The 14,721-nt window shown below is 51.3% G+C and carries 13 protein-coding genes, 1 rRNA gene and 1 riboswitch; of the genes, 4 read left to right on the top strand and 10 right to left on the bottom strand.

All coding sequences use genetic code 11. The features are described from left to right. Nucleotides 1-84 precede the first annotated feature (84 nt). A 16S ribosomal RNA gene (locus KDD30_RS16735) occupies nt 85-1,636 on the bottom strand. Nucleotides 1,637-2,206: 570 nt separating this feature from the next. On the opposite strand from KDD30_RS16735, the gene KDD30_RS16730 reads away from it, so the two are divergent. Then, nucleotides 2,207-2,668: an RNA-binding protein gene (locus tag KDD30_RS16730; protein WP_211646827.1), complete on the top strand. Its 462-nt coding sequence runs from the start codon at nt 2,207-2,209 to the stop codon at nt 2,666-2,668. Here the strand turns inward: KDD30_RS16730 and murI are convergent. The 3 genes from murI to KDD30_RS16715 all read right to left on the bottom strand — a co-directional run bounded on the left by murI (nt 2,631) and on the right by KDD30_RS16715 (nt 6,050). Next, nucleotides 2,631-3,440: a glutamate racemase gene (murI, locus tag KDD30_RS16725; protein ID WP_211646826.1), complete on the bottom strand. Its 810-nt coding sequence runs from the start codon at nt 3,438-3,440 to the stop codon at nt 2,631-2,633. The genes KDD30_RS16730 and murI overlap by 38 nt on opposite strands. Before the next feature lie 84 nt (nt 3,441-3,524). Then, entirely contained in the window at nt 3,525-4,196 is a 672-nt protein-coding gene (locus tag KDD30_RS16720; protein WP_211646825.1) for an ATPase, read from the bottom strand. A gap of 39 nt (nt 4,197-4,235) precedes the next feature. Then, nucleotides 4,236-6,050 carry a TonB-dependent receptor domain-containing protein gene (locus KDD30_RS16715; RefSeq protein ID WP_211646824.1) on the bottom strand — a complete coding sequence of 605 codons (1,815 nt, stop codon included), beginning with the start codon at nt 6,048-6,050 and terminating at the stop codon, nt 4,236-4,238. A 41-nt stretch (nt 6,051-6,091) separates the two neighbouring features. Then, a riboswitch (cobalamin riboswitch) is annotated at nt 6,092-6,319 on the bottom strand. A 147-nt stretch (nt 6,320-6,466) separates the two neighbouring features. Here KDD30_RS16715 and trmA point away from each other — a divergent pair. Then, complete coding sequence (gene trmA / locus KDD30_RS16710; protein ID WP_211646823.1) at nt 6,467-7,573, top strand: tRNA (uridine(54)-C5)-methyltransferase TrmA; 1,107 nt, start codon at nt 6,467-6,469, stop codon at nt 7,571-7,573. 86 nt (nt 7,574-7,659) lie between these two features. Here the strand turns inward: trmA and KDD30_RS16705 are convergent, their stop codons facing one another. Both KDD30_RS16705 and fabR read right to left on the bottom strand, forming a co-directional pair. Beyond that, nucleotides 7,660-8,037 (bottom strand): YijD family membrane protein, encoded by a 378-nt coding sequence (locus KDD30_RS16705; RefSeq protein ID WP_211646822.1) that lies wholly within the window; start codon nt 8,035-8,037, stop codon nt 7,660-7,662. A 15-nt stretch (nt 8,038-8,052) separates the two neighbouring features. Further along, nucleotides 8,053-8,688, bottom strand: a complete 636-nt coding sequence (fabR, locus tag KDD30_RS16700) for an HTH-type transcriptional repressor FabR (protein WP_211650162.1) — start codon at nt 8,686-8,688, stop codon at nt 8,053-8,055. Nucleotides 8,689-8,983: 295 nt separating this feature from the next. Here fabR and sthA point away from each other — a divergent pair, with 295 nt between their 5' ends. Continuing rightward, nucleotides 8,984-10,399: a Si-specific NAD(P)(+) transhydrogenase gene (gene sthA / locus KDD30_RS16695; protein ID WP_211646821.1), complete on the top strand. Its 1,416-nt coding sequence runs from the start codon at nt 8,984-8,986 to the stop codon at nt 10,397-10,399. Between the two features lie 104 nt (nt 10,400-10,503). Here sthA and KDD30_RS16690 read toward each other — a convergent pair whose 3' ends face one another. Continuing rightward, nucleotides 10,504-11,355 carry a bifunctional allantoicase/(S)-ureidoglycine aminohydrolase gene (locus KDD30_RS16690; protein ID WP_211646820.1) on the bottom strand — a complete coding sequence of 284 codons (852 nt, stop codon included), beginning with the start codon at nt 11,353-11,355 and terminating at the stop codon, nt 10,504-10,506. A gap of 144 nt (nt 11,356-11,499) precedes the next feature. Here KDD30_RS16690 and KDD30_RS16685 point away from each other — a divergent pair, with 144 nt between their 5' ends. Next, on the top strand, nt 11,500-12,402 hold the full coding sequence (locus KDD30_RS16685) for a LysR substrate-binding domain-containing protein (RefSeq protein WP_249199164.1): 903 nt from the start codon (nt 11,500-11,502) through the stop codon (nt 12,400-12,402). A 48-nt stretch (nt 12,403-12,450) separates the two neighbouring features. On the opposite strand, the gene cysQ is transcribed toward KDD30_RS16685, so the two are convergent. The 3 genes from cysQ to KDD30_RS16670 form a co-directional block, all read right to left on the bottom strand. Then, entirely contained in the window at nt 12,451-13,284 is an 834-nt protein-coding gene (gene cysQ / locus KDD30_RS16680; protein WP_211646819.1) for a 3'(2'),5'-bisphosphate nucleotidase CysQ, read from the bottom strand. 14 nt (nt 13,285-13,298) lie between these two features. After that, nucleotides 13,299-13,847 carry an ADP compounds hydrolase NudE gene (gene nudE / locus KDD30_RS16675; RefSeq protein ID WP_211646818.1) on the bottom strand — a complete coding sequence of 183 codons (549 nt, stop codon included), beginning with the start codon at nt 13,845-13,847 and terminating at the stop codon, nt 13,299-13,301. A gap of 132 nt (nt 13,848-13,979) precedes the next feature. Beyond that, nucleotides 13,980-14,678: a type II secretion system protein N gene (locus KDD30_RS16670; RefSeq protein WP_256449241.1), complete on the bottom strand. Its 699-nt coding sequence runs from the start codon at nt 14,676-14,678 to the stop codon at nt 13,980-13,982. Nucleotides 14,679-14,721 lie beyond the last annotated feature (43 nt).

Below are 14,721 nucleotides of genomic sequence, written 5' to 3'. Positions count from 1 at the left end.
GATGCTGTTGGGCAGCACCAGTGGCTCTCTACATTTCGACCAGGCAATCTGTGTGGACACTGCGTCAACAACGCAGTCTTTAGGTAAGGAGGTGATCCAGCCCCAGGTTCCCCTAGGGCTACCTTGTTACGACTTCACCCCAGTCATGAACCACACCGTGGTAAACGCCCTCCCGAAGGTTAAGCTATCTACTTCTGGTGCAGCCCACTCCCATGGTGTGACGGGCGGTGTGTACAAGGCCCGGGAACGTATTCACCGTGGCATTCTGATCCACGATTACTAGCGATTCCGACTTCATGGAGTCGAGTTGCAGACTCCAATCCGGACTACGACGTACTTTGTGGGATTCGCTCACTATCGCTAGTTGGCCGCCCTCTGTATACGCCATTGTAGCACGTGTGTAGCCCTACTCGTAAGGGCCATGATGACTTGACGTCGTCCCCACCTTCCTCCGGTTTATCACCGGCAGTCTCCCTGGAGTTCCCACCCGAAGTGCTGGCAAACAAGGATAAGGGTTGCGCTCGTTGCGGGACTTAACCCAACATTTCACAACACGAGCTGACGACAGCCATGCAGCACCTGTCTCAGAGTTCCCGAAGGCACCAAAGCATCTCTGCTAAGTTCTCTGGATGTCAAGAGTAGGTAAGGTTCTTCGCGTTGCATCGAATTAAACCACATGCTCCACCGCTTGTGCGGGCCCCCGTCAATTCATTTGAGTTTTAATCTTGCGACCGTACTCCCCAGGCGGTCTACTTAACGCGTTAGCTCCGAAAGCCAGTGTTCAAGACACCAACCTCCAAGTAGACATCGTTTACGGCGTGGACTACCAGGGTATCTAATCCTGTTTGCTCCCCACGCTTTCGCATCTGAGCGTCAGTCTTTGTCCAGGGGGCCGCCTTCGCCACCGGTATTCCTTCAGATCTCTACGCATTTCACCGCTACACCTGAAATTCTACCCCCCTCTACAAGACTCTAGCATGCCAGTTCCAAATGCGATTCCGAGGTTGAGCCCCGGGCTTTCACATCTGGCTTAACACGCCGCCTGCATGCGCTTTACGCCCAGTAATTCCGATTAACGCTCGCACCCTCCGTATTACCGCGGCTGCTGGCACGGAGTTAGCCGGTGCTTCTTCTGCAGCTAACGTCAAAGATGGCATCTATTAAACACCACCTCTTCCTCACTGCTGAAAGTGCTTTACAACCCGAAGGCCTTCTTCACACACGCGGCATGGCTGCATCAGGGTTTCCCCCATTGTGCAATATTCCCCACTGCTGCCTCCCGTAGGAGTCTGGACCGTGTCTCAGTTCCAGTGTGGCTGATCATCCTCTCAGACCAGCTAGGGATCGTCGCCTAGGTGAGCCGTTACCCCACCTACTAGCTAATCCCACCTGGGCCAATCTTAGCGCGCGAGGCCCGAAGGTCCCCCGCTTTGCTCCGTAGAGATTATGCGGTATTAGCCATCGTTTCCAATGGTTATCCCCCACACTAAGGCATGTTCCCAGGCATTACTCACCCGTCCGCCGCTCGCCGCCCATCAACGCACCCGAAAGATTGTTGATGTCGCTGCCGCTCGACTTGCATGTGTTAGGCCTGCCGCCAGCGTTCAATCTGAGCCATGATCAAACTCTTCAATTAGAATTTTGTTGCCTCTCCGAAGAGAAGCGGCTCAGTGATTACTGATGTTTCAACCGAAGTTGAAACGAATTGACTGTGCCGGTAACCCTTTCAAGAAAGTGCTACCAATTGGTCACTCAGTTCACTGATAAAATCTTTTGACTGTATCATTGTCGAGTGCCCACACAGATTGCATGGTCAAATTGTTAAAGAGCTTTCGTCGCTAACCCGAGGGTTAATCTCGAACAGGGCGGCCATTCTAACGAATCAATTTAGAGAGTCAAACAATTTTTTATTTGGCTTCTTTGTGCCGCCTTCTTACCAAACCGAAGTCACGTTTTGTTCCGTACTCCGTCTTGGTGAGGCGGCATTATAGAGACTTCGAAAAGCCTGACAACCCTTTTCTGAAGAAAAGTTGTTTAAGCGGTTATAATTTCATCTAATGTGAAAATATGCGTCATAAGTCAACATTATACGATCGCCACCTTCACTTTCTGGCAATCATAAATTTATACACGTAATATTAATGTGATTAATTTGTTAAAAATACTCGCATTCTTATCATTCAATCAATGACACTGTAGCTTGCCTATGAAACTTTCCAACTCACATACGATTACCATCGCGCTCATTACTCTGATTGGCGCCGTGATTTTTAGCTTTATCTCTTCCACTGCAGCAATCGCCTTTCTCTTAGGTTCGATTCTCTCCGGGTTCGCCAGTCGGTTTATTGGCAATGCCCCCTCTGACGTCCCATTCAATGAAGACAACCAGAGCAGTAAAACCCTTTATGTCGGAAACTTGCCTTACCGTGCCAACGAAGGCGAAGTCAAAGATCTGTTCGCGGAGTATGGTGAAGTGTTTGCTGTAAGACTGATGAAAGACAAACGCACGGGTAAGCGCCGTGGGTTTGGTTTTGTCGTGATGAGCAGTAAAGACGCCGCATATGCGATCAGCCAGCTCAACGAAAAGGAATTTGGTCAGCGTACCCTGAAAGTACGCGAAGCCAATGAACCTAAGAACGGGGATAGTGAAGACAATTCACGTTACTGAGCTGCATAGCTCGTAAACTGTCATTCAATGCCTGATGATCTGACTTATCACTCGTGTGGTAAGTCAGATTCTTTATACCACCTTGCTCTAACTCAGTTACCTCGATATCCAGTTCGGTACCCAGTAGCGCCTGAACCCGACTGGCAATCGCAGAACCAGAATCAATCAAGAATCTGGCCTGAGGAAACACCTGACTGATTTCTTGTTTCAGTAACGGGAAGTGAGTACATCCCAGTACCACAGTATCGATCTGTGTCGACAACCAGGGGTTCACGATCTCCGCCATCTCGTTCAGGTCGACCCGGTGCCCTCGCAGTTTCATCTCTGCCATTTCCACCAACCGGGTGGCGCCAAGTAAATGCACCTCGCAGTCGGTAGCAAACTCCGCAATCAGTGATTGCGTATATTGCCGCTTTACTGTTGCCGGTGTCGCCAGTACGCCCACAACCTTGGTCTGGCTCATTTGCGCAGCCGGCTTGATAGCCGGAACAACCCCGACAACCGGTTGGGTGAGACTGGCTCTTAAATGAGGCAAGACAATCGTACTGGCTGTATTACAGGCTATCACCACCAAATCGACCGCATGTTGATTCGATAAAGACGTAACAATGTGCAGGACGCGCTCAATCAAAACCGGCTCTTCCAGCTCACCATAAGGAAAAGCCGCATCATCAAATGCGTAGATATATTGATGCTGAGGCATTTGACGGTAGATTTCCTGATAGACCGACAGGCCACCGACACCAGAATCAAAAATTAAGATGGTTTTCACAACGTCTTTCTGAATGACAGGATTGAGGGACCTTCATCATACTGCGTGCATCTGAAAAGCCAACTCAGTCGTGTGATTTTCATGTCAGTCTGAGGTGAATATCTGGTAGCGCAAACAATGAAAACGCTCCTGCCGCTCTATCCCTGTGGGTCTGAGCTGTAAGCTGCCCTGAAAACAGGGGGCAGAAACCACCAGCGTATGGAATTCGCCGTCTTCACCACATGGATCCACTGTATGAGGTAATTGACGCAGTAACTCTGCATCAAACCATCTGCCGCAGTAATCGCCGCTAAGCTGGCTGGTATCGATTGTTGTCAGGATCGTTTGAATGCCACGATCGAGTATTTCACGAGCAAGCTGGCTGCTGTCTTCTCCTAATAAAGGAAAGACACAGGACCAGCCTGCCGGTTCAATATAACGACGGCGATAGGCTTCAATCCCATTGCAGAACATATCTCCGAATGCGACCGCTTCAACGTCTGGCATCTGTTGTCGAATCCCGTCGACTACCCGTGCCTGATACACCGCGTTTGGTGGGAATACTTCAGGTAAGGCAATTTCAATCAACGGGAATCCGGTCAACCGGGCTTGAGCCCTGACAACAGCCATTGGCGTTGCCTGAAACGGCACTTCATCTCCGACATAGGTTGTATACAGGCCGACCACTTCATAGTCCGGAGTTTCGAGTAAGCGCAACAGGGTTAATGTGGAGTCCTTCCCAGAGGACCAGCTCACAATGACTTTCTTGGGTTTCATGGAAGACTCACGAAAAAGCCGCCCGAAGGCGGCTGAGGGTTAGAATTGGTAGGTTACAGAAGCAAAATAGCTTCTCTCTTGAGTACTGTAATCCTTCACTAATTCATAGTCTTTATCGAGCAGGTTCGCCACACGGCCACTTAGAGTCAGCTGTTCTGTCAGATAGTAACTGGCCGCGAAATCAAACAGTGAATATCCGCCCATTCGATAAACACCACCACCATAAAGATTTTCCTGACGTTCTCCCTGATACAAATAGTTCAGAGATGCCTGCCAATTCGTTGTATGGTAAACAACATTCCACTTTGCGTTACGTTTTGCGATGCGAGAAAGTGGCTGATTCAAGTTTTTATCTTTAGGATCCAAATATTCCAAGGACACATTATGATCAAAAGCCCCCGTCTCAAATGCAGCGACCAGTTCGACGCCCTTGATGAGAGCATCATCATTCTGACATCCATTTGTTTGACACGAAATGCGATTTTCTATGTCATTTCGAAAAGCCGCTAAGCGCCAATATACATCACTGACCGAACCATCCAATGCCACCTCATAAGTTTCTGACTCTTCCGGTTCAAGCGTCGGATTTGCATACCCAGGCCAGTAAAGCTGGTTAAAATTAGGGGCTCTGAAACCAGTGCCAGCATTCCCCGTCAGACGAAAGGCATCGCTGAAACGCCAACCTGCACCAAACTGCCAAGTAAACTCACCGCCATATTGTTCGTTGTCATCAATACGGGTGCTCGCTTCCAGTTGCGCCTGTCGACCCTCATGATTGAAGGTCAGATAGGCTGCTTTATTATCCCGATCGCCTTTTTCATAACTACTAAACACTTGGTTCAAACTATCCCAAAGTATTGAGTCTTTGACTTGCTCATCGGTATATTCCAAACCGGCCCCCAACCAGGTTTGAGTTTGCACAAGAAAAGTGTTTTTCCAGCTAATCACATTCCGATCTGTCACAATTTTACTGCCATTGACAGAAGCATCCGCATTTTTCCCTTCATCCCGGTTCAATGCTAGAGTTAATTCAGAGCTATACGAATCATTGTCATAAGCTAATCGGCCGGATAAGTTATAAAGCAGATTATCCGTTTCTTCAGAACCACCAAAAGAGTCATCAAATTCGATGTTCCCTTCGTGATAGTACGCATTGCCAGCTATAGTCCACTTATCATCCAACCGAACTCCTGCATCTACCAAACCATCCCGATTTCGAAAACCGTCTTTATCTGAATTGCCGAATGAAGCAACATCTTGCCCATCCGCGAGCTCAAGATTGGCCGCAAACTTCACCCAACCCCGCTCACCAATACTGTCAGAGACACTTCCTGCTAACTGCTGATAGTTTTCTGAGCCTAGTTCAGCTTTTACCTCACCCGAAAATTGTTTTGGCTGGGAGTCTGTAATGATGTTAATCACACCAGCAGTTGCATCTGCACCATAAACCGCGGCACGGTTACCACGTACAAATTCAATTCTTTCAATGCCAGTTAAAGGCAATTGTCCAACATTGGTAAAACCAGCGGTCGCGCTGCCAATTCGCACACCATTGAGAAGGAACAACACATTATCACTGCCACGGGCGTATACTCTTGCTAAATGACCATAAGTGCCATTCGCACTGATTTGCACCCCAGGCAAGGTACGTAAGACTTCCGATAAAGTGTTCGCTTGCATTGCATCGATGTCTGCCTTTGTAACAACGGAGACCGGAGCAATCAAGTTCTTCACCGACTGCTCAAACCGGTTGGCAGTCACCACCATGGTCTCTTCAGTCGTGTCTTGGGCGGAAACAAGGGAGGATTGCAGGCACAGCGGTGCCAACGCCACTGCTAAAAGCGTTTTTTTCATTTGATCGGATACCTTAAATCGCGTTGAAAACTGGCAGTCTCCATACTGCCTTTGTCGCTGGCCGGTCTTCGGACTTGAGAGCATGGTTGAACAACCACCTAGGACAACGACTTCCCATTTCTGCCAGGTTGCATTGCGCACCCCGCTTGAAACAGTGTCTGGCTCAGTGCCTTGTGTCTTCGTTCTCTCTCACCGCTGCGCGTCAGTTACGGATTCTCACCGTATTCCCCCACCTGCCATTCAGGTCTGCCAGCGCAACAAAATGCTAGTTTTCACCGGGCAGAATGTCTAGTTTAGTTTGCTATTACTCATGACAAATCAGCGCCCGCAGCATTTTTCTCCCCCCTTTCACTGGACATCAGTCAACAATGCAATAAAATCTCCGCTCTTATTTTGAGCAGTTTTGAGGCAACACCATGGCAGCAACCCCAATCAACCCCGAGACCTACCAGGCACAGCTGGACGAAAAAGCCGAGCGCATGCAAGCGCTGTTTGCTGACCTAGATACACCGGAGTTGGAAGTGTTTGCCTCGCCTGCACAGCACTACCGGATGCGCGCGGAATTTCGGGTCTGGCATGAAGGGGAAGATCTGTACTACATCATGTTCAATCAGGAAACCCGCCAGAAATACCGTGTTGATCAGTTCCCGGCCGCCAGCCGTCTAATCAATGATTTGATGCCTTTGCTGGTTGAGGCGATGAAGCCAAACCGGGCCCTGCGCCATAAACTGTTTCAGGTTGATTTTCTCTCGACACTGAGTGGTGAGATTCTGGTGTCACTGTTGTATCACCGTCAGTTAGATGAGGAATGGGTAGAAGAAGCAAAACAGCTGAAGCAACGCCTGAATGACGAAGGTTTTAACCTGAATCTGATTGGCCGTGCCCGTAAGCAGAAAATTGTACTGGATCAGGACTATGTCGTTGAAAAGCTCAAGGTTCACGATCGCACCCTAACTTATCAGCAAGTTGAAAACAGCTTCACTCAGCCGAATGGCGAAGTGGCGCAGAAGATGCTGGAATGGGCGGTCGACTGCACACAGGACAGCGAAGGGGACCTGCTGGAACTGTATTGCGGTAATGGTAACTTCTCACTGGCACTGGCCCAGAACTTTGAGCGTGTGCTGGCCACCGAACTGGCGAAGCCTTCCGTGGAATCCGCACAGTTCAATATTGCCGCCAATCAGATTGAGAACGTGCAGATCATCCGGATGTCCGCGGAAGAGTTTACGCAGGCGATGGAAGGTCAGCGCGAGTTTCGCCGCCTGAAAGACAACAACATCGACCTGAAAAGCTATCACTGCAATACCATTTTCGTCGACCCACCACGTTCCGGCATGGACGATGATACCTGCCGGATGGTGCAGGCTTATGAGCGCATCGTGTATATCTCGTGCAACCCGGACACCCTGAAAGCCAACCTGGAGATCCTAGGTCAAACCCACAGAATCACCCGTTTCGCGCTGTTTGATCAGTTCCCATACACCCACCATATGGAAGCAGGCATTCTGCTCGAGCGAAAATAACCTTCCGGATACCATGAAAAAAGGCGCCAAACTGGCGCCTTTTTGGATTCTGTCAGCACACGACCTTGTGCTGATGTCAGACAAGCTTAAGCATCATCCTGCTTTTTCGCTTTCGGGCTCATCACGCCCATGCGGTAAGCAACCCACAGCAACAAGCCCAGACAGATCATCAGCGGCAGGAAGTTTGAGCCCATATCCGGCGTTTGTGCACGCAGGAAAGCAGAGTAACCAAAGGCGCCCACCAGAAAGAGTGCAAATGCAATCACCGGCGTCCCTTCAGACATCGGGCGGGTCAGATAATCCTGATACAGGCAGTACACCGTCATCACAAACGCAATCACCGGAAACACCGAAAAAGCGACCGCACTGGACGTAAACACGGCCAATGTGGCGTTACCGCACAACCCTGCCAGCAATGACAGAATTAACGTTTTGCGCTCTGCTTTCACTTGTTGCTTGTCCATATTCTCACCAACATTTTATTTAAGTTTATGCGCCAGCGTGTTCCGCTCACGCTCTTTACGATACCAATAGGCTCCTTTGGCAATCATACGCAGCTGCATAATCAACCGCTCTGCATGCTCTGCCCGGGCCTGGCTGTCCAGATCCAGCGCATCGGCTCCTGAACTGAACACCAAAGTCACCAGCGCTTCTGCCTGGATGAAGGCTTCTTCATGACGACTCCCTCCTTTGGCTTCCAGATACTCGGTGAGTTCCGCAATAAAATGCTGAATCTCCCGGGCAACAGCCGCACGAAACGCAGGGGACGTACCGGAGCGCTCCCGCAACAGCAACCGGAACACGTTCGGGCTGCTTTCGATAAATTCCATAAAGGTTTCAACAGAGGTACGGATCACACTGCCTTCTTCGGCAATCCGCTGGCGTGCCTGACGCATCAACTGGCGAAGCAGTAAGCCGCCTTCATCCACCAATGTTAGCCCAAGTTCGTCCATATCTTTGAAGTGCCGATAAAAAGATGTGGGCGCGATCCCCGCTTCCCGGGCAACTTCGCGCAAACTCAAACCGGAAAAACTACGCTCTGCACTGAGCTGATTGAACGCTGCATTAATGAGTGAACGCCGGGTTTTCTCTTTTTGTTGGGCCCTGATCCCCATGGATACCTGCTTCTCGGTTACCAGTGTGTGTTTCACTATACCCGCTTTACGCAACTTGATCAGCGCCAATCCGCACTTTGACGGTCGGAATACTATCGGGCTGGCTCACTGGAAGCAAAATCACAGTCACGGTTTTACCAGCTTGCTCACAAAGTACTGTGCGAAAAGGACATGAATCCGGTTTATTCCGTTCACAACGTGATCCTCCGCGCTCTATCGTGGTGTGAAGATTTTCCCTTGCGGAGGAAAACGTTACACTCCGCACCACAGAAAAAACGGATAAGAAAGGCGGCCCATGAGCACACAAAACCCTACGACTCCCTCACACTTTGATGTGATTATTATTGGCAGCGGACCCGGAGGCGAAGGGGCCGCCATGGGGTTAACCAAGGCAGGATTTCAGGTTGCCATCATTGAACGGGAAAGCAGTGTCGGCGGCGGTTGTACCCACTGGGGCACCATCCCTTCCAAAGCGCTCCGTCATGCGGTCAGCCGGATTATCGAATTCAACAAAAACCCGCTTTTCAGCCAAAACTCTCCAAACCTGCACAGCACCTTCAACCAAATCCTCGGCCATGCCCAAACCGTGGTCAGCAAACAAACCCGGATGCGTCAGGGATTTTACGATCGCAACAAGTGCAGCATTATTTCGGGCGAAGCGAGCTTTGTGGATCACCACACCGTGAAGGTCAAACATCATGATGGCAGTACGGAAACCTACACGGCCGACAAATTCGTCATCTCGACCGGTTCACGTCCGTACCATCCCAAGGACGTTGATTTTACCCATGAGCGTGTATACGACAGTGACTCCGTCCTGCGGCTTCAGCATGACCCGCGTCATATCATCATTTATGGTGCCGGTGTCATTGGCAGTGAATATGCCTCGATCTTCCGCGGTCTGGGCGTGAAAGTTGATCTGATCAACACTCGTCACCGATTGCTGGAATTTCTGGATAACGAGATTTCCGATTCGCTGTCTTATCACCTGTGGAACAACGGGGTGATGATCCGCAATGGCGAGACCTACAGCAAGATTGAAGGCACGGAAGATGGCGTGATTCTGCATCTGGAATCCGGCAAGAAGATGAAAGCCGACTGCCTGCTGTACGCCAATGGCCGGACGGGTAACACGGATCGCCTGAACCTTGAAGTGATCGGTCTGACACCAGACTCCCGCGGTCAGTTGTCTGTCGATCAGAACTACTGCACCGAAGTCGACAACATTTATGCCGTGGGCGATGTTATCGGCTACCCGAGCCTTGCCAGTGCAGCTTACGATCAGGGCCGTTTCGTGGCGCAGGCCATTGCAACCGGTCAGGCACAGGGTCAGTTGATTGATTATATCCCAACCGGCATTTACACCATTCCTGAAATCAGCTCAGTCGGTAAAACCGAACAACAGCTGACTGCGGAAAAAGTACCTTATGAAGTGGGCCGTGCCCAGTTCAAGCATCTGGCCCGGGCGCAGATTGCAGGGATGGATGTCGGCAGCCTGAAGATCCTGTTTCACCGGGATACCAAGGAAATACTGGGAATTCACTGCTTTGGTGAGCGTGCTGCCGAAATCATTCACATCGGCCAGGCCATTATGGAACAGAAGAATGGGGGCAACAGTATCGACTACTTCGTCAATACAACCTTCAACTATCCGACCATGGCGGAAGCTTACCGGGTTGCGGCACTGAACGGTCTGAACCGCCTGTTTTGAAAGCACCGTTCCCCGGCAGAGCCGGTGGAACAGTACACGCCATAACGATCAACGGCGCACCTGAGTGCGCCGTTTTCAATCAGATTTTCAATCAGAGCTTGTCATTACAAGCGGTTACCCCGGTATGCAGAAGATGGATTCAGCACCATGTGGCGGTTCACATCCTTGTACAGCAGGTAACGGAAACGGCCCGGGCCGCCGGCGTAACAAGCCTGCGGGCAGAATGCACGTAGCCACATATAATCACCCGCTTCGACTTCCACCCAATCCTGATTAAGGTGATACACCGCCTTCCCTTCCAGCACGTACAAACCATGTTCCATCACGTGGGTTTCATCAAACGGAATGATCCCGCCCGGTTGGAAAGTCACGATATTCACATGCATGTCATGGCGCATATCTTCCGGGTTTGCAAAACGCGTGGTTGCCCAGACATCATCCGTGTCCGGCATCGCAGTTGGCTCGATGTCGTTCTCGTTGGTCACAAACGCATCCGGTACATCAATGCCATCGACGAACTCATAGGCTTTCCGGATCCAGTGGAAACGCACCGGGGCATCACTGTGATTCTTCAGTTGCCATTTGGCCGAAGGCGGCAAGTAAGCATAGCCACCGGTTTCCATCGCGTGTTCTTCACCTTCCAGTGTCAGTGTCATTTCACCTTCAACAATGAACAGCACCCCTTCGGCACCCGCATCCAGTTCCGGCTTCTCACTGCCACCCTGAGGTGAGACTTCCATAATGTAATGTGAGAAAGTTTCAGCAAATCCGGACATCGGGCGGGCAATCACCCACAACCGGGTGTTTTCCCAGAAAGGCAGAAAGCTGGTGACAATATCGCTCATCACCCCTTTCGGAATGATGGCATACGCTTCGGTAAAAACCGCACGATCCGACAGAATCTGGGTTTGGGGCGGCAGACCGCCCTGGGGGGCATAATAGGTGTTACGAGCCATGACAGATATCCTTTCATGTATAGCAGTGTGACTGCGCCATTCATCACCAGCAGCCTTCACTGAGACTGCGGTTTCACTATGGAAGAATTCTGATTGTAGGTCATGGCAGTTTGATTTATAAATTAAATAAACAAATGCAGACTAGTGGATTTACCACTGATTAAAATGATGACGCTGAACAAGACTTTAGATCCCGTGCTGCTTCGCAGCTTTATTGCCGTGGTCGATACCGGCAGCTTCACCCGTGCCGCCGACAGCACCCATCTGACTCAGTCAACCGTCAGCCAGCAGGTCAGAAAGCTGGAATCACAGCTGGGTTGTGAGCTGCTCCAGCGTAAAGGCCGCTATGTCACGGCAACGCTTGAGGGTGAACGCGTGCTGAGCTATGCGCGCCGGATCCTGCAGCTGATGACGGAGGCCGTGTCCCAAACCAGTCTCAGCGCCGAGCAGCAAATTATCCGTCTGGGTGTGCCCGAGGATTTTGCAACCCATGCCATCATGCCGACCCTGCATGCATTTTCGAATGAATTTCCGGGGATTCGTCTGGAAGTGAAAAGCGGGATGTGCAGTGATATCTGGCGAGAATTTCAGAACAGCGATCTCGATCTGGCCTTGGTCAAACAGCGGCCGGGCAGCCTGCCGGGTCTCAGTCACTGGCCGGAGCCTCTGTGCTGGATTGACAGCCTGCACAGCAACAGTCTCGATAAACATCCGGTGCCCCTGGTGTCCTTCCCGATCGGGGGGCTGTATCGCAATGAAATGGCGCATACCTTTGACAGTCTGGGCCGCAGCTGGCGACTGGCCTATGTCAGTACCAGCCTGTCCGGCGTGTGTTGTGCCGTAGAATCCGGGCTGGGTATTTCACTGCTTCCCCGCCGCCTGGTCACAGCGAACCACAGAATTCTGGATGAAGGCGACGGATTACCACCGGTTCCGGATATGGAAGTGACCCTGCATGCTCAGGACAAAGTGTCGGCGCTCAGCCGCACACTCGCCGAGCGTCTGATTCAAACCTGTCAGCGAATCTTCGATCGGGAACTGTCCTAACAGCAAAAAACGGCCCGCGGGCCGTTTTTTATCTTTCACCCGCCGCACTCAGCTGGCTTCCATCATCCGGTTATCCGGAGTCAGAATATCAGACCAGGGCAGACGCTCATCCCCCAGCGTGATGAAATTCGGGTTTTCCAGCGTATGCCGCTCGTTATAAGAAAGCGGCGTCAGATGCGTATTTAAGATCCGTCCGCCCGCCTCTTCGACAATGCATTGTGTCGCGGCGGTATCCCACTCACCGGTCGGTCCCAGACGCAAATAACAGTCAACTGCGCCTTCTGCTACCAGACAGGATTTCAGTGCTGCAGAACCCAGCGGCACCAGATCGTAATTCAGTGCCGGATCCAAGCGGTTCGTGATTGCCCGGATGTCCTGACGACGGCTGATCGCAACAGCAATCGACTGCGTCGGTCCTTCATGCTTATGGGTTGAAATCCGGACCGTATCGCCATCCGGCGTAATCTTCCAGGCACCCTTGTTGCGGTACGCGTAATAAACCACGCCAGACACCGGCGCGTAGACCACACCCATAATCGGCTGGTTGTCTTCAACTAAAGCGATAATGGTCGCAAAGTCGCCACTACCGGCAATGAATTCCTGCGTCCCATCCAGCGGATCCACCAGCCAGTAACGCTGCCACTGACTGCGTTCTGCCAGCGGTACTGCGGCATCTTCTTCCGAGAGAACAGGGATGGACGGCGTAAGCTCGGTGAGCCGCTCCAATACCAGTTTGTGAGCCGCCAGATCTGCACTGGTGACCGGGGTATTATCGTTTTTTACCTGCTTCTCAAACTGACCGCGCTGGTAAATATCCAGAATGACCTGGCCAGAAGCCCGGGCAATTTCAATGACGGATGGAATTAAACTGGACAGCTCCATCTCACACTCCTGCGTTAGGACAAGTACTTCAGGGCCAAGAATAAGGCCGTAATGCTGCGTGCTTCAGCAAAATCTAAATGCGTCAGCAACTCTTCAGCCTGTGCCAATGGCCAGCGAACAATTTCCAGAGGCTCAGGCTCATCTCCTTCCAACTGCTCCGGATACAGATCCTGAGCGAGGAACAAGGTCATCCGACTGGAAAAATACGAAGGCGCCAGAACCACTTCTTTCATCGGCACCAGCTGATTTGCACCGAAGCCAATTTCTTCTTTCATTTCCCGGTTTGCCGCTGCTTCAGCAGACTCACCCGGGTCAATCAACCCTTTGGGGAAACCTAATTCGTACCGATCCGTTCCGGCCGAATACTCCCGCACCAGCAATAAGTCACCTTCTGCCGTCACCGGCACAACCATGACAGCATGACGCCCACTGGGTTTCATTCGCTCATAAGTGCGGGTTTCACCATTGCTGAAACGCAGATCTAAGGATTCAATCTTGAACAAGCGCGATCTGGCCACGACTTCTGTCGCAAGAATGGTCGGTTTCTTGTTGTCTAACGCCATGCTGTTCCCTTGTCATTTGCCTTATGGGTATTAAATGGCAAGACTGGCTGGAAATAAAGAAAAAATGCCCGTAAACACCGCATTCACAAAGATGCGGCAAGTTTACAGAGCATTCATCTCAATCTTTCACGGTTACAGGCGACCGGAATACCGGATCGGATAACGCCCGTCAGCATCCGGGTTCCCCACCCATTTCAGCTGATCCCGCAATCCGCCCGGCAATTCAGCACCTGGCTTAAACCAGCCGTTCAGGATATAGGTTTGGTTTGGACTCAAGCTCGCTTGCCACTCACTGGTCACTTGTGATGAATCCTGTTTGATCGTTGCCATCAGTTGGCCGTCGTTACAGCTCAGCTTCGCATTCGCTGTATCCGGATCAATCTCGCCCAGTGGTGTGCCAATTGACGCCCCATGCCAGATCAACTGGCCATCCAAGGTCTCGCAGTACGGCGGAGCAAAGCGATACTCGCTCAGCTGCAACTCAAAACTGCCCCCCAAAGTTAACGGGACAGGCAGGGGCATAAACTGTGTGACCTGCTGTGCGGACAGATGAAGCGAAAAGTCTTTTGCATAAGGACCATCGAAGTTGACGCCAAGCAAGCCCTTCCCCCGATAATCCAATGGACTGCCGCGTCCCAGAGTCACATCCAGTAAAACATTCCCTGTCAGCAGCTTCCAGGGAGACATCTCCCAGCCCACTTCTCCCAAGTCCCACTGCTGCCAGCGGGCCTGAGATGCATTGCCATCCCAGAGTGTTCCTTTCATCCCAGTGACCGTCAGCCCGGGCAGACTCGGTACAAACTGCCATAACCAACTGGCTGGTAAGTGCACCAACAAACTTATCAAAAGGGTAACGACAAAACTTACCCCGGCG

It is taken from the genome of Photobacterium sp. GJ3 (assembly GCF_018199995.1).
Lineage (GTDB): Bacteria > Pseudomonadota > Gammaproteobacteria > Enterobacterales > Vibrionaceae > Photobacterium.
This window is presented reverse-complemented; position numbering and strand designations above follow the sequence as displayed.